At 34.7% G+C, this 15806-nt stretch carries 21 protein-coding genes; 1 reads left to right on the top strand and 20 read right to left on the bottom strand.

Annotated features, from left to right (window positions below):
* Positions 1-76: 76 nt before the first annotated feature.
* The 8 genes from eno to F3J23_RS07935 all read right to left on the bottom strand — a co-directional run bounded on the left by eno (position 77) and on the right by F3J23_RS07935 (position 8359).
* Entirely contained in the window at positions 77-1369 is a 1293-nt protein-coding gene (gene eno / locus F3J23_RS07900; RefSeq protein WP_167026759.1) for a phosphopyruvate hydratase, read from the bottom strand.
* A 223-nt stretch (positions 1370-1592) separates the two neighbouring features.
* Entirely contained in the window at positions 1593-2738 is a 1146-nt protein-coding gene (locus tag F3J23_RS07905) for a hypothetical protein (RefSeq protein ID WP_167026762.1), read from the bottom strand.
* Positions 2739-2741: 3 nt separating this feature from the next.
* Positions 2742-3056 (bottom strand): hypothetical protein, encoded by a 315-nt coding sequence (locus F3J23_RS07910; RefSeq protein WP_167026765.1) that lies wholly within the window; start codon positions 3054-3056, stop codon positions 2742-2744.
* A 27-nt stretch (positions 3057-3083) separates the two neighbouring features.
* The gene (locus F3J23_RS07915; RefSeq protein WP_167026768.1) at positions 3084-3413 is read right to left on the bottom strand and encodes a hypothetical protein; all 330 of its coding nucleotides are present in this window, start codon (positions 3411-3413) and stop codon (positions 3084-3086) included.
* Between the two features lie 95 nt (positions 3414-3508).
* Positions 3509-4297 (bottom strand): sensor histidine kinase, encoded by a 789-nt coding sequence (locus F3J23_RS07920; RefSeq protein WP_167026771.1) that lies wholly within the window; start codon positions 4295-4297, stop codon positions 3509-3511.
* Positions 4298-4937: 640 nt separating this feature from the next.
* A complete protein-coding gene (locus tag F3J23_RS07925) occupies positions 4938-5669 on the bottom strand; it encodes a hypothetical protein (protein WP_167026774.1) in 732 nt (243 codons plus the stop codon).
* A 6-nt stretch (positions 5670-5675) separates the two neighbouring features.
* Positions 5676-6308, bottom strand: coding sequence for a response regulator (locus tag F3J23_RS07930; protein ID WP_167026777.1), 633 nt, complete (start codon positions 6306-6308; stop codon positions 5676-5678).
* 197 nt (positions 6309-6505) lie between these two features.
* On the bottom strand, positions 6506-8359 hold the full coding sequence (locus F3J23_RS07935; RefSeq protein WP_167026780.1) for a glycoside hydrolase family 35 protein: 1854 nt from the start codon (positions 8357-8359) through the stop codon (positions 6506-6508).
* A gap of 66 nt (positions 8360-8425) precedes the next feature.
* Here F3J23_RS07935 and F3J23_RS07940 point away from each other — a divergent pair, with 66 nt between their 5' ends.
* A complete protein-coding gene (locus F3J23_RS07940; protein ID WP_167026783.1) occupies positions 8426-8860 on the top strand; it encodes a hypothetical protein in 435 nt (144 codons plus the stop codon).
* A gap of 46 nt (positions 8861-8906) precedes the next feature.
* On the opposite strand, the gene F3J23_RS07945 is transcribed toward F3J23_RS07940, so the two are convergent.
* The 12 genes from F3J23_RS07945 to rpsE all read right to left on the bottom strand — a co-directional run bounded on the left by F3J23_RS07945 (position 8907) and on the right by rpsE (position 15791).
* Positions 8907-9731, bottom strand: coding sequence for an N-acetylmuramoyl-L-alanine amidase (locus F3J23_RS07945; RefSeq protein ID WP_167026786.1), 825 nt, complete (start codon positions 9729-9731; stop codon positions 8907-8909).
* 119 nt (positions 9732-9850) lie between these two features.
* Positions 9851-10372, bottom strand: coding sequence for a 50S ribosomal protein L17 (rplQ, locus tag F3J23_RS07950; RefSeq protein WP_027371704.1), 522 nt, complete (start codon positions 10370-10372; stop codon positions 9851-9853).
* 6 nt (positions 10373-10378) lie between these two features.
* Positions 10379-11374: a DNA-directed RNA polymerase subunit alpha gene (locus F3J23_RS07955; protein ID WP_047376582.1), complete on the bottom strand. Its 996-nt coding sequence runs from the start codon at positions 11372-11374 to the stop codon at positions 10379-10381.
* Positions 11375-11407: 33 nt separating this feature from the next.
* Entirely contained in the window at positions 11408-12016 is a 609-nt protein-coding gene (gene rpsD, locus F3J23_RS07960) for a 30S ribosomal protein S4 (protein ID WP_047096812.1), read from the bottom strand.
* Between the two features lie 19 nt (positions 12017-12035).
* Entirely contained in the window at positions 12036-12425 is a 390-nt protein-coding gene (rpsK, locus tag F3J23_RS07965; protein ID WP_034694697.1) for a 30S ribosomal protein S11, read from the bottom strand.
* 12 nt (positions 12426-12437) lie between these two features.
* Entirely contained in the window at positions 12438-12815 is a 378-nt protein-coding gene (gene rpsM, locus F3J23_RS07970; RefSeq protein ID WP_002983260.1) for a 30S ribosomal protein S13, read from the bottom strand.
* A 9-nt stretch (positions 12816-12824) separates the two neighbouring features.
* Positions 12825-12941, bottom strand: coding sequence for a 50S ribosomal protein L36 (gene rpmJ, locus F3J23_RS07975; RefSeq protein ID WP_007839480.1), 117 nt, complete (start codon positions 12939-12941; stop codon positions 12825-12827).
* A gap of 62 nt (positions 12942-13003) precedes the next feature.
* Positions 13004-13219 carry a translation initiation factor IF-1 gene (gene infA / locus F3J23_RS07980; protein WP_002983257.1) on the bottom strand — a complete coding sequence of 72 codons (216 nt, stop codon included), beginning with the start codon at positions 13217-13219 and terminating at the stop codon, positions 13004-13006.
* Positions 13220-13222: 3 nt separating this feature from the next.
* Positions 13223-14602 (bottom strand): preprotein translocase subunit SecY, encoded by a 1380-nt coding sequence (secY, locus tag F3J23_RS07985; protein WP_053327925.1) that lies wholly within the window; start codon positions 14600-14602, stop codon positions 13223-13225.
* A 9-nt stretch (positions 14603-14611) separates the two neighbouring features.
* Positions 14612-15061 (bottom strand): 50S ribosomal protein L15, encoded by a 450-nt coding sequence (rplO, locus tag F3J23_RS07990; RefSeq protein ID WP_065395923.1) that lies wholly within the window; start codon positions 15059-15061, stop codon positions 14612-14614.
* A gap of 21 nt (positions 15062-15082) precedes the next feature.
* Positions 15083-15259, bottom strand: a complete 177-nt coding sequence (gene rpmD, locus F3J23_RS07995; protein WP_029297759.1) for a 50S ribosomal protein L30 — start codon at positions 15257-15259, stop codon at positions 15083-15085.
* A gap of 10 nt (positions 15260-15269) precedes the next feature.
* Positions 15270-15791, bottom strand: a complete 522-nt coding sequence (gene rpsE / locus F3J23_RS08000) for a 30S ribosomal protein S5 (RefSeq protein WP_167026789.1) — start codon at positions 15789-15791, stop codon at positions 15270-15272.
* Positions 15792-15806: the final 15 nt, after the last annotated feature.

Here is a 15806-nt window from a genome sequence, read left to right on the forward strand (position 1 = left end):
TATTTTGTTTAAATATACTACTTTCCATAAAATACGGCAAACAAAAATTATCGCTTGCCGTTATTTATAAATTCAATTATCTTTTTATTTTAAATGCTTCTAATCCTGGGAAAATTGCCGTTTCACCAAGAGCTTCTTCAATTCTCAATAGCTGGTTATATTTTGCCATTCTGTCTGATCTTGAAGCTGAACCTGTTTTGATTTGCCCGCAGTTCATTGCTACTGCTAAATCAGCGATTGTAGAATCTTCAGTTTCTCCTGATCTGTGAGACATTACTGAAGTGAATTTGTTATTCTGAGCCATCTGTACTGCTGCCATTGTTTCAGAAAGCGAACCGATTTGGTTTACTTTTACAAGGATTGAGTTCGCAATACCTTCTTTTACTCCTCTTGATAATCTGTCTACATTGGTTACAAATAAATCATCACCAACAAGCTGTACTCTGTCACCGATTTTTTCCGTTAACAATTTCCATCCTTCCCAGTCATCTTCCTGCATACCGTCTTCAATAGAGATGATCGGGTATTTAGCAGCTAATTCTGCAAGGTAAGAAACCTGCTCTTCTCTTGATCTGTGAGCTCCTTTGTCTCCTTCGAATTTTCTGTAATCGTAAGTTCCGTCTTTGTAGAATTCTGAAGCAGCACAGTCTAAAGCCAGCATGATGTCATCACCAGGCTTATACCCTGCTTTTTCGATAGCCTGAAGTAATGTATCCAAAGCATCTTCCGTTCCATTGAAAGTTGGGGCAAAACCTCCTTCGTCTCCTACTGCAGTAGAAAGACCTCTTCCTTTAAGGATCGATTTTAAGTTGTGGAAAATTTCAGTTCCTTTTCTCAATGCATGAGAGAAAGAATCTGCTTTTACCGGCATAATCATAAATTCCTGGAATGCGATAGGCGCATCTGAGTGAGATCCTCCATTGATTACATTCATCATTGGAACAGGAAGTGTGTTGGCATTTACACCACCCACATATTTATATAAAGGCATTCCCAGTTCTGCAGCGGCAGCTCTTGCTACTGCTAAAGAAACACCAAGAATTGCATTAGCACCAAGATTTCCTTTGTTAGGTGTACCATCAAGATCAATCATAATCTGATCGATATAGTTTTGTTCAAAAACGGGCTGTCCAACTAAATTCTCTGCAATTACTTCTTTTACATTTTCAACAGCTTTCAGAACTCCTTTTCCTTGGTATTCTGAACCACCGTCACGTAATTCCACGGCTTCGTGTTCTCCTGTAGATGCTCCTGAAGGTACAGCAGCACGGCCCATTGCCCCGCTTTCCGTAAATACATCTACTTCAATGGTAGGGTTACCTCTGGAATCTAAAATCTGTCTTGCTTCTATGTAAGAAATTGCACTCATTTTTTATTTTTTTTAGTTTATACAAATTTAATCAAAATTTAACTTTTAGGGGTATTCCGACGTGATCTTTTTGCAATAATTCGAAGTTAAATTTTAGTTAATTTATATTATGATAATTCTACAATTTCTTTATGCCGGATTGAGAATTTAAAATAGGGAAAGAATGATAAAAAAACTCACCTTTTAAAATTTAAAAGGTGAGTTTTTTACTGTAATTATTACGTTATTCTTTTTTCATTGCATCAAAATTGAAACTGACATTTAAGAAACCAAAAAGATTATTGTTTTTAATGTCATATTTTAAAATCAATGGAACCCAAAGGTTTTTTAAAATTCTTATTCTTAAATCTGCATTGGCTAGGAACTGATCATTTTTTTCATCAGCCATTATTCCTGAAACAATTCTTTTATATTCAAAATTTGGCTTAAGTTCTATTATAGATTTCTCTTTAGTTTCCCAAATTGAAATATTCAATCCTAACTGCGACGAAAATTCTTTTCGTTTTATAACCGATGTTGTGATACTGTCTTTTGCTTTAAACTGATTTCTGAAGTCTATTTCTAGTTTACTTCCCGTCTTAGATTTCAATCCTTGCAGATAAACCAAATTAGCATCAAACTCGTCTAAAAATTTTGCATTTTTTTGAAAGTTACTATTAAAACCAATTTTCAACAATGGCTTTCTTTTAATAGCATCAAGTTCTTCTTCGTACACTTCACGGAAGTATTTTCTAGTATCCTGATAATCGGGTGGCAGATATTTTATAAAATCTTTGGGAAATAGATCTATTGGGATAATATACTCATCAGCATTATTACTTATCGCTTCTTGTATTTGTTTTATTTTCTTGTTTTTGTCCGGATCTTCATTTTTGATTAAATCGTTATTATATCTTTCTCTAGATGTTGTAAGCATATCAAAATACTTCTCGTATAATTTTGCTGCTTCTCCATTCACCAATGTATTTATGCTTAAATCTCTTTTATTAATCAAAGCCCAATCAAAGCCGTATGAAAATCCTTTAAATTTATAATCATTATCTAATCTTAGTCCCATATTTATTTGAAAATTCCTTGAAAAATTTTCTTTAACATAGTTTTCGTCAATTAGCAATGTACTATCCACTTCACTCTTTATTGCAAAGATTGTTGTCTTGTATTCAAAAGATTTATTATCCCCTGCAAGATTCTTGGCCGCAAGCTGCATAAAGTTGGTAAAGACATCATTCCAGTTACCTGTTTTAGCGGCATTCACTGTTTTAATGGCATTACTCTGTTGCTTTAAATTAATATTAGTCTGAGCATTAAGTTTCATTATATTGAAAAAAACCAATATTAAAGCAAATAATAAGAGTCTATTTGTTTTCATTTCTTAAGCTTTAAAATAATATTCGGCATAAATATGTTTACCTTTTTGAATCGATGGATTTGCGTATGATAAATTTTTATCTAATGTAATTTCTTTATCATCAAAAATAAGACTTATAATTGCTCTTCTTTTGTCAGAATCAGCATTCCCGCCTCCTATATATAATGTATAATCTCCATCGAGATCAGTAAAGGTTTCTTCAAAACTTTGCTTTTTTTGTACAGGGTTTGAGGTGTGTCCTCTTTTAACTAATTTATAATAAATCCCTAATTGAGAACTACCTCCTTCAATTGTAACTTTCAATATTAATTTTTTCATGACTTATAGTTATTTGAGTTATTATTTTTATTTTCTCGGTGTAGGAGACAAAAGCCCTGCTAAAGCACCTATTGCTCCTGATGAGATCGTAGCAAAAATAGTTATCAGTTGATTATCCGGGGTCTTGCCTTTACTCCAGAAAGAGATTAGAATAAGCCCTGTTATGATGGCTATAATTGCCAGTCCAAGCATAATTACAATAATTCTGTAAATCCAATAATCTGTTCCTTGCGGACCTCTAATTTCCATATTTTGTATAGCCTCTAGAGGATTGTTCTTAAATTTCTCCTGAAGATCGGTATTGTTTTTTAAAGCAGCTTCCAGCTCTCCAATACTGTCGTTAATTAAAGTTTTCATGGTTGTCAGTTTTATATTTCAAATTTCCTTCTAAAAAAGACATCTGTCAATTACCCAAAAGGGTGATTATAAAATGATAAAGCATTATGAAAATCCTATACTTCTACTTCGAAGATTAAACTTGTTCCTGAACTTTCAGATAAAACTTTATATTCTCCTGCCAGTTCATTCATTCTTCTTTTCATATTCCTGAGACCGTTTCCCTCTGGCTGTCCTTTACTAATTCCTATTCCGTTATCGGAAATTTTCATGGAGAATTTATTTTTATTCTGAGAAAACGAAAGTCTTAAAGTATCTGCATGGCTGTGTTTATAAACATTATTGACAGCTTCTTTTAAACATAAAAAAAGATTACGCCTCAATTCTGTGGAAATAGGTGTTTCATCAATGATGTCTTCACATTCTGAATACAATATGATCCTTGTTTTTTTCAAAAAATTTTCGGTATAAAGAATGGCATAATCGGTGAAGCTCCCTAATGTATCATTTCCTGAGTTCAGGCTCCAAAGCATTTCCCGCATAGAAATATTCATCTCTTCTGAGGTTTTCAGAAGTTCGTCAATATCGGTCTGCAATTCTTCATCTTCGGCTCGTTGTCTTAAAAATTCTGCCTGAAGTTTCAATGCAGAAATTCCAGCCCCAAGGTCATCATGCATATCATGGGAAATACGTTCACGTTCCTGCTCCAACACTTTTTGTTTTTCGAGCTCTTTTTGAAGAAGCTGGTTTTGGTGTTCAGCTTCTTTGAGTTGTTGCTGCTGAATAAAAAAAAGTTGTCTTTTATTATACAAAACAACAATTAAAACAATAAAGGCAACAAATAACATCATTATCGAAATAGCAATAATGTAAGCTAATTTTATATCATCCTGAATATGTGTCATAAATTAACCTGTTTTTCATATTTAATTAATGATATGTAGAACATACTGTACATTATGATATTAATGATGTTTTGCCCAACTTTTAAAAATTGGAGAAATTCATTATCATTCTTTGCGAAAAAGAACATAGGTGTCACTCTGAAAATAAAAAAACAACTCCACATTAACAAAGCTGTCGAAATCCAAAATGTTGGGTCATCAGTAATTCTATACTCATCAAAAAATGTTATTTTTTGACAAAACCATAACATAGAGACAATGATATAAAATAAAGTAATTGCTATTCCTATCTTTTTATCAAAATCATTTTCCAAGAAATTGGTAAAAAAGAATATATAACTTAATGAAAGAATGGTAACCCCTGTAGATATTTTTTTAAAAAGATACTTAAACCTATAAGAGTAAAAAAAATGAAAAAATAATATACAAAAAATAAAATAGAGGTGATATTGAATTCCCACTTTCACATCCGGATTCAATTGATTTCTAATGAAGGATGACCATTCATTCACAAGAGTTAGCAGTAAATATATAAATATATAATTCTGGGCAGAAAAAGAACTTCTTCTACCCAGATAAAAAGATTTTACTAAAGGAACCAGCAATATTATCTTATAAATAATTCCTATTAACATTCTGCTTAGGGTTTTAAATCACCTGCATCATAGTAGCCTTCATAATAATCTTTCCTCATTGTAGTATTTGTATGATGTATTCTATCTTTATCTTTTATGTATACGACTAAACCGATTCTTAATTTTCCTCCCTCTTCTTTACAAATTAATTCAAAAGTTAATTCATGTTCAAATCCATTAAATATTTGAATATTACTCATCTCATAAGTTATATATTTTGTCAAAGTCTGTGTGGAGGAATCTTTTTCGATTATAGTTCCTATTCCGGTTTCGTATTCACTGACAATCTTATTAAACGAGTTAGTGTTATCCAATAAAGTTGCTCTTCCACCACTTGCTATAAAATAAGAGTTATCTGTTTCTGAATCATAGCTTCCATACTCACCGTAATCTTCTATATGTGAAAATCTAAGTATCAAACCTAAATCACTCCCGGTAGGTAATTTCACATCGCAGAAAAAGAAATGTAAGTATTCTTTGTCACTATTATCTTTTACAATCCTATTCATCTCATCTGCGCTTATCTTAAAACTATTTGTAAAAAAGGGTTCTCCACTTTCATCATTACAATACTGTGTGACAAATAGATATTTTGCATAATACACTTTTACGTAATGCCATGGGAGTACCATCCTGGTTACATTTGATTCCTTAGTAAAAAAATTTTCGAGATTTTCGAGATTTACAAATTGTAAACTGTTCACTTCTTCCAGTAATTCTTGTTTAAGTCTTTCCATGATTTCTTAGTTTTTTGATTGGTTAAATTTATTAATGGCCTCCACTTTATTGTTGACGTGAAGTTTTCTGTAGATATTTCCAACGTGTTTCTTTACGGTGTCAATGCTGATGAATTTTTTATCGGCAATTTCTTTGTATAGAAGCCCCTGAGAAAGAAGTTCCAGGATTTCTTTTTCACGTTCAGTAAGTTCATCGAAACCTTTAATTTCGGGAAGTTTTTTTTCAAAATGCTGAAGAACCCTCCTCGCAATAGAAAAACTCATGGGAGCACCGCCATTGTATGCATCCCGGATAGAAGAGAGAATTTTATCCATACTTTCCCCTTTAACAAGGTAGCCCATGGCACCGGCTTTAAGGGAATTAAAGATTTTTTCATCATCTTCAAAGCTGGTACACATAATGAACTGTGTATCCGGCAGGTCCATCTTTAATTTTTCTATGATTTCAATACCAAGCATATCCTGCAGTTGGATATCCATCATCACCACATCCGGAGCAATATCCGTAAGAGCATCCAGAGCCGTCTTTCCATCGAAGAACTGAGCAACTACCTTCATATCTTTCTGATAATTAATTACCTTCTTCAACGCGTTGTTGTAGTTTTTTTCGTCTTCTACTATGGCAATGGAAATGCTCATGTTCTTTTTTGTTTGAAGCAAATTTCAACAGAAAACCAATCAAAATCAATTACCCCTTTGTGTAATATTGATGCTTGAGTCATGGTTATATTTTAGTCTTTCAGTTTTCTACTAAATTTAATCAATTTTTGACTCTAAAGCCAACTAAAAATCAAATAATTCACAATAAATTAAAACAAATAATAAGAAATAAGCTATTATTTCGCAAGCTGATCAAGAATAGGATGATCAATACTGTTAACGGAATGTTGATATTTGATCTGTTCAAAGATCTGGATAAGATTTCTGCCTTTTTTCAACCAGACACCCGGAATATACAACGTCTGCTGCGGGCCGGCTTTACTCCAATATCTGCCAATATTCCTGCCATTGATGAAAACAATTCCTTTTCCGAAATTTCTCATATCAAGAAAAGTATCTCCGGTTTCACTAAGTCTAAATTCAGCTTCCTGAATAACGGGGGAATGGTCTGTAATGTCTTTGTGTTGGTAAGTATGTTTAGGAAATTGATCAAAAGGCAGCGGAAACATTTCCCAATTACCGGAAATTTCTGTTTCTCCTATTTTTACCGGGCTGATAATTCCCTTTAAATTATGAACGATCCCGGCTCCGTAATTAATTCTTCCCATATTTTCAACGAGAATCTCTAAGCGGTCTCCTGCTTTAATATCAATATCGAGGTCATATTTTTTGAATACTCTGTTGAGCTCTCCTTTCCAGATCCCATTAATGTAAATATTAGCATAATCTCTCAATCCTTTTATTTCCAATACCCCTCTTTGGGCTTTGTTGAATTTTCTTCTGTAGAGCATATATCCGTTTCCGATATTCAGGTCTTCAAATGTAAGCGGCTGATCATTAACAGTGGGTTTCTGCCGATCTGTAATATCAAAAAGAGAACTGATTTTCGAAAATTCAATGGAAGGAATTGTAATAATTTTTACAGGTTTTGGAACTTCGGGGAGCTGATTATGATTTATTTTTTGAAAAATTTCTCTTAGCGCTTTATATTTTGGGGTTGCCCCTCCGGCTTCATTGATGGGAGCATCATAGTCATAGCTGGTAATGTCCGGTTGAATATCATGGTCTTTATCATAATTGGCTCCGCTTGTAAATCCAAAATTAGTTCCGCCATGTATCATATAATAATTAAAGGAAATCCCATTTTTAATATATAATTCTGTTTGTTTTGCTACTTCTTCCGTGGAAACTTTTACAAAAGGCTCTGCCCAATGATCCAGCCACCCGGGATAATACTCTGCAACCATATAAGGGCCTTGTCCGTCATTGTATTCGTTGATGTTTTTCTTCAGAACTTCAATATCACTTTCGCCATTTGCGGTAGGCAAAGCTCCCTGAATAGAACCTCCTTTGAAAAGGGAGCTTCCGTCCGAAGTAAATAACGGAACAGTAATTCCACTTTTCAAAAGCATATCTTTGATTTTATGGCTATATTTTTTGTGTTCATCTAAAGAAATATCTTTTCTTTGGGCCACATAAGATCCAAATTCATTTTCCGCCTGAACCATAATCACCGGCCCGCCATGATTGATCTGTAAAGGAACAATCTGTTTTGCCAGCTGATTAAGATATTTTTCACATTCCTGCAAAAAGGCTTTATTATCTCTTCTTATTTCAAGGTTCTTATTTTTTTGCAGCCACCATGGGTAGCCGCCAAATTCCCATTCTGCACAAACGTATGGGCCAGGTCGGATAATCACATACAAACCTACCTCCTGTGCTGTTTTTATAAACTTCCGCAAATCCTTTTCGCCTGAAAAATTCCATTTCCCAGGAGCTTCTTCATGATAATTCCAGAAAACGTAGGTAGTTACTGTGTTCAGTCCCATCGCCTTCATCATTTGCATTCGATGCTTCCAATATTCTGAGGGAACTCTCGGATAATGCATTTCTCCGGAATAAATTGTGAAAGGCTTTCCGTTCAAGAGGAAATCTCCATTTTTAATCTCAAATTTTCCTTTTTGTGAAAACCCTGTATTAAAAGAGAAAAAGAAAAGAATTATGTATAAATATCGGCTGAAATTTCTCATATTGTAAGGCATGATTTTTGTAAAATTAAAATATAAAAATCATATTGAATATCAAATAATATAATCATGAAAAAAAGCCTTTTAGCACTAGGTGCTATACTCACATTAGCTGTAGTAAGCTGTAAAAAAAGTGAAAGCGGAAACAAAAGCGTTATCAAAACAGACAGTTCGGAAACTGTCGTTACAGACCACAACGGAAAAATTGATTCTGTAACACAGAGTTCTTCAACAGTAGATGTAAACGGACAGAAAACTGAAAAAACTGATTTTGTTTATAAAGCGACAGATGGAACTTTAGTGAAAGTTGTATTCAAGAATGATCCTAAGGAAAGCACAGTTGCTATTACCAGTAATAAAAAAACATTTACATTACCTAAGTCGGAAACCAAAGGAGATGAAACCATCTACAAGAAGGATGATATGACTGCAAGGGTAAAAGGAGACAGCCTTCACCTTGAACAAGGGAACAATATCATTGAACTTAAAAGAACTAAGATCTAAAATAAATATACCTCTCAATTGAGAGGTATATTATTTTTATACGGACTTAAAATTTTTCCAGTAAATCACTGTTGATCCACCCATAGATAGGTTCGCCATCACTGCCTTTTTCCAATACAATATATACATAGAACCATCCCAGCTTACTTTTAATAAACTCAACCTGCGTATCTTTTTTAAGCTGCATAATTGGAGTAAACTCAGTTCCCGCTCCACTTCTCAGATTTACATGATCAGCTGCTACTTTATACATATCTGCAGTATCATCTTCTCTTCCGAACAGTTTTGCTTTGAAACTATCCATAGGAAATGCTGGTCCCGGGTCATGTTTTCTGAAAGGAGCAATATCATCATGCCCCAGAATATCCTTAATATTGTAGGCTTCCATTAAGGTTTTACAGACCTGAAAACAGGAATCTATTTGTCTTTCTGTAAAATTATGCCAATAAGAGGTCGTATCTTCATGTTTATGTCTGGCTTCCACCACTACATCTTTTGAGTATTCTTTTTCAAACCAGGCATAATACCTGTCATTAACTTTGGTAAGCTCCCCGGGATTATCCAATTCGATCCCAATAGAGAAGTCATTAAATCCTGTACGATCTGCCCATTTGCTTCTTCCGGCATGCCAGGCTTTTTTATTGAATTCCACCATTTGAGTAACTCTGCCATCTCTATCTATGACAATATGTGCTGAAGCCTTTGCTGTAGGATCTTTAAACCAGCTTATAGAACTTTCCGCCCCTCTTCCTGCAGTGAAATGGATAATGATATATTCAGGAATAATAATTCCCCCTTTATTTGGAGTATCTACAAAGCTAATACTCTCACCGGAAATTGTTTTTCCTAACTTATCTTTTAAAATTATCATGATAAAGATTTTTTTTCAGTCCCAAATTTATCTCAAAGATATAAATTAAATAGTAAGGAAATAAAAAAAACCATTCGGAATCCGAATGGTTTTCAATTTATATCTGAAATAATATTATATTATTCTTCAGTTTTTTCCTCAGTAGTATCAGCTTTAGCTTCTTCTACTTTCTCTTCTACTGCAGGAGCTTCAGCAACTACAGCTTCAGCTTTTTTAGGTGCAGCAGTTGATCTTCTGCTTCTTCTTGTAGCTTTTTTCTCTTCAGCATTAGGGTTGTAAAGCTCGTTGAAATCTACTAATTCGATAAGAGCAGTATCAGCAGCATCACCTGGTCTGAATCCTGTCTTGATGATTCTTGTATAACCACCGTTTCTTTCAGCGATTTTAGGAGCTACAGTTCTGAATAATTCAGCAACCGCAAATTTATTTTGAAGGTAAGAGAATACTACTCTTCTGTTGTGTGTAGTATCTTCTTTTGCTTTTGTTAATAGAGGCTCAACATATACTCTTAAAGCTTTAGCTTTAGCTACAGTAGTGTTGATTCTTTTATGCTCAATTAGAGAACAAGCCATATTAGAAAGTAAAGCACTTCTGTGAGAAGCTGTTCTTCCTAAGTGATTGAATTTTTTACCGTGTCTCATTATTAATTATTTATCAGCGTCTAACTTATATTTTGCAACGTCGAAACCGAAGTTAAGACCTTTTGAATGCACTAATTCTTCTAGTTCTGTCAAAGATTTTTTACCAAAATTTCTGAATTTCATCAAATCAGACTTACTGTAAGAAACCAATTCTCCAAGAGTTTCTACTTCAGCTGCTTTCAGACAGTTAAGGGCTCTTACTGAAAGATCCATATCTGCTAATTTAGACTTAAGAAGTTGTCTTGTGTGAAGAGTTTCTTCATCGTATTGGATAGATGCTTTTACAGCTTCTGTTTCAAGGGTGATTCTCTCATCAGAGAATAACATGAAGTGATAGATTAATATCTTAGAAGCTTCAGTTAAAGCGTTCTGCGGACTGATAGATCCGTCAGTTTCTATATCTAATACAAGTTTTTCGTAGTCTGTTTTTTGCTCTACACGATAATTTTCAATGCTGTATTGTACTTTCTTGATCGGCGTGAAAATAGAGTCAATAGCAATAGTACCTACAGGTGCATTGTTTGACTTATTTTGTTCAGAAGGCACATACCCTCTTCCTTTTTCAATATTGAAAGTAATTTCGAAAGTTACATCACTGTTTAGGTTGCAGATCACTAAATCTGGGTTTAGAACCTCAAATCCATTGATAGACTTTCCTAAATCACCAGCAGTAATAACCGTCTGACCTGAAACTTTAGCAACAACCTGCTCGTTAGCCTGGCCTTCTGCTGCAGCTTTTAATCTTACCTGCTTAAGGTTAAGAATAATTTCGGTAACGTCTTCGATTACTCCTGGAATAGTTGAAAATTCGTGCTCTACACCTTCTATTTTGATAGATGAAATAGCGTATCCTTCCAGAGAAGAAAGCAACACTCTTCTCAAAGCATTACCGATTGTAAGCCCGAAACCTGGTTCTAAAGGTCTGAATTCGAATTGACCTTTAAATTCATCAGAGTTAAGTAAAATTACTTTATCGGGTTTTATGAATTGTAAAATTGCCATATTATTGGGTTGAGCAAAAATTTGATTAAAAAATTATTTAGAGTAAAGTTCGACGATAAGGTTTTCCTTAATGTCCTCCGGAATTTGGATTCTTTCAGGAGCAGAAATGAAAGTACCTTCTTTCTTCTCATCGTTGAATTGTAACCACTCATAGTTTGACTTAGAAGCCAATGCATTGGTAACAACTTCAAGAGACTTAGACTTTTCTCTTACAGTGATTACATCACCAGCTTTTACCAAGTAAGAAGGGATATTAAGAATTTCTCCGTTCACAGTGATGTGTCTGTGAGAAACTAATTGTCTAGCACCAGATCTTGTTTTAGCAAAACCTAATCTGTATACTACGTTATCCAATCTTGATTCACAAAGTTGTAATAGAACTTCCCCTGTTACACCTTTACTTCTGTGTGCTTTTTCAAATAAGTTAGCAAACTGTCTTTCTAAGATACCGTAAGTATATTTAGCTTTTTGTTTTTCTGCCAACTGAACTGCATATTCTGATTTTTTAGCACCTCTTCTTTTGTTAGGACCGTGTTGTCCTGGCGGTTGGTTCTTTCTTTTTTCGAAGTTTTTATCATCTCCGTAGATTGCAGCACCAAACTTTCTAGCAATCTTAGTTTTAGGTCCAATATATCTTGCCATAATGGGTAAATTCTAAAAATTAAACTCTTCTTCTTTTTGGTGGTCTACATCCGTTGTGTGGCATTGGAGTCACATCAACGATTTCGCTAACTTCAATTCCTGAATTGTGGATAGATCTGATAGCAGATTCTCTACCTGCACCTGGACCTTTCACAAACACCTTTACTCTTCTTAAACCAGCTTCGTGAGCTACAGCAGAGCAATTTTCAGCTGCCATCTGAGCAGCAAATGGAGTATTCTTTTTAGAACCTCTGAAACCCATTTTACCGGCAGAAGCCCAAGAGATAACCTCTCCGTTTTTATTTGTTAAAGAAATGATGATGTTATTGAAAGAAGCCTGAATATGAGCTTCACCAATAGCTTCAACTTTTACTTTTCTTTTTTTAACTACTTTAGTTTGTTTTGCCATAATTCCTAACGATTATTTACTAGCTTTTTTCTTGTTAGCAACAGTTTTTCTCTTCCCTTTACGTGTTCTAGAGTTGTTTTTCGTTCTCTGGCCTCTTAAAGGTAATCCAAGTCTGTGACGTATTCCTCGTTGGCATCCTATGTCCATCAATCTCTTGATGTTCAATTGCACTTCAGATCTTAATTCTCCTTCTACTTTTACGTTTTCAGAGATATATGTTCTGATTGCAGCCAATTCATCGTCATTCCATTCGTTGACTTTCTTGTCTTCGCTGATACCGGCAGCTTTAAGGATTTCAGAAGAAGTACTTCTTCCTACTCCATAGATGTAAGTTAAACCGATAACACCTCTTTTGTTTTTTGGTAAATCAATACCTGCAATTCTCGCCATAATTTAATGTTAACCTTGTCTTTGTTTAAATTTTGGGTTCTTCTTGTTGATTACGAACAGTACACCTTTTCTGCGTACGATTTTGCAATCAGCGCTTCTTTTTTTAATTGATGCTCTTACTTTCATTTTGATAGTATTTATTTTTTACAAATGCCAAATGGAATGAGAATTCCATTTGGCTAATTGTTTTAATATCTAAATGTGATCCTCCCTTTTGTTAAATCGTAGGGAGACATTTCTAGTTTTACCTTATCACCAGGTAAAAGTTTAATATAATGCATTCTCATTTTACCAGAGATATGAGCAATAAGGATATGCCCATTTTCCAGCTCTACACGGAACATGGCGTTCGAAAGTGCTTCCACGATCACGCCATCTTGTTCAATATGTTTTTGTTTTGCCATAAATTAATATCCAGTCGTTCTTGATAATTTAGACTGCATTAAGCCATCATAGTGATGGTTCAGCAGATATGTATTAATCTGTTGAACTGTATCTAAAATTACACCCACCATAATTAATAGGGACGTTCCCCCGAAAAATAGGGCAAACGCATCTGTCTGAACAAAGCTTCCATGCACAATTGCCGGAAGGACTGCAAAGATAGATAAAAAAATTGCACCTGGCAAGGTAATTTTTGATAAAATATCATCTAAATAATCAGCTGTTTCTTTACCGGGTCTTACTTTCGGTACTAAACCTCCATTTCTCTTCAAATCATCAGCCATCTGGTTCACCGGAATTGTAATCGCAGTATAGAAAAATGAGAAGATAATAATTAATAGCGCGAACAATACATTGTACTGCCAGCTAAAAACATTCTTGAAACCTGCAAGAAAAGTATTGGACTCATCGAATTTTGTTAATAATCCTGGTACGAACATCAATGCCTGGGCAAAGATAATCGGCATTACACCAGCAGCATTCACTTTCAATGGGATCCATTGTCTTGCTCCCTGCATAAGATTTCTGTTTACACCTCCTCTTGCTTGAGCTCTGCTTACATACTGAATCGGAATTTTTCTAACAGCAACTGATAAGATTACTGCTAAAAGAACTACCAACATCCAGAATAATACTTCAATAAGGATCATGATAGATCCCATTCCTCCTTTTCCGTTCTGCACGGCAATCTCCTGTACGAATGCCTCAGGCAATCTTGAAAGGATTCCTACCATAATAAGGATAGAAATACCGTTTCCGATTCCCTTATCGGTAATCTTTTCACCTAGCCACATTGCAAAAACTGAACCGGCAACCAGGATAACAATACTTGGCAACCAGAACATGATTGAATTAGGCTCTACATAATATGCAGACTGGAACTGAGCATATGGTAAGAATAATTGAGTAATAGAAGTTAAGTAAGAAGGTGCCTGTACCAGACAAACTCCAATCGTTAACCATCTTGTAATTTGGTTCAATGTATTTCTACCTGACTCTCCATCTTTCTGAAGCTTCTGAAGATAAGGAATAGCCATCCCCATCAACTGAACAATAATAGAAGCAGAAATATAAGGCATAATTCCCAACGCCATTACGGAAGCGTGGCTGAAAGCTCCCCCCGTAAACGACGAAAGCAAGCCAAGGAGACCTGCTCCTTGCTTGTTACCGCCTTGATTTTTATAATGCTCTAAGAGATCTCCCACTTCTGCAAGGTTAATTGCGGGAAGCGAGATATAAGATGCGAATCTATACACAAGGATAATACCTAAAGTGAAGAGAATTTTATCTCTCAATTCTTTAAGACTCCAAATATTTTTAAGTGTTTGTATAAATTCTTTCATTAGTAAGTATTATAAGGTAATTGCTTTTCCACCTGCTTTAGCAATAAGCTCTTCAGCAGATTTAGTGAATTTGTCAGCAGAGATTGAAACCGCAGATTTCAATTCTCCTCTACCCATAATTTTCACTAATTCGTTTTTAGAAATTATTCCGTTTTCTACTAAAACTTCTTTCGTGATATCTCCAGTGATGGATTTGTTCTCGATTAAAGTCTGGATAGTATCAAGGTTAACTCCTCTAAACTCTTTTCTGTTTACGTTTTTGAAACCGAATTTAGGTAATCTTCTTTGTAAAGGCATCTGTCCACCTTCGAAACCGATTTTCTGAGAATAACCAGCTCTAGCTTTCTGACCTTTGTGTCCTTTTGTTGAAGTACCTCCTTTTCCAGTACCTTGACCTCTACCAATTCTTTTAGAGTTGAAAGTAGATCCTGCAGCTGGTTTTATGTTATTTAAATTCATTTTAATTTCTCTTTTATAAAATTATTTTTGAACTTCAAGTAAGTGACTCACTGCAGCTATCATTCCTAAGATAGAAGGAGTAGCTTCATGTTCTACAACTTGGTGAAGTTTCTTTAATCCTAATGCTTCAAGCGTTCTCTTTTGGGTTTTTGTTCTACCAATAGCGCTTCTTACTTGCTTTACTTTAATTGTTGCCATTGTTTTATTATTAACCGTTAAACACTTTACTTAGAGAAACTCCTCTCATTCTAGCGATCTCTTCAGGTCTTCTGATGTCTAATAACGCTTTGAAAGTAGCTTTCACCACGTTGTGAGGGTTAGAAGATCCTTTAGATTTTGAAAGGATATCGTGAATACCAGCTGATTCCAATACTGCTCTTACCGCACCACCGGCGATAAGTCCTGTACCGTGAGAAGCAGGTCTTAAGAAGATATCTGCACCACCGTATCTAGCAGAAGTTTGGTGAGGAATAGTGTGGTTCATTACAGGAACTTTCACAAGGTTTTTCTTAGCGTCTTCTACTGCTTTAGCAATTGCAGAAGCAACCTCTTTAGATTTTCCTAAACCAAAACCGATAACACCTTCTTCGTTACCTACTACAACAATAGCAGAAAATCCGAAAGCTCTACCCCCTTTAGTTACTTTTGTTACTCTGTTAACAGCTACGAGACGATCTTTTAATTCTAATCCTCCCGGTTTTACTCTTTCTATATTATCTAGTCCTAACATATTTTCCGAAATTTA

Origin of the sequence: Chryseobacterium sp. Tr-659 (assembly GCF_011752975.1) — a bacterium.
Classification (GTDB): Bacteria; Bacteroidota; Bacteroidia; order Flavobacteriales; family Weeksellaceae; genus Chryseobacterium.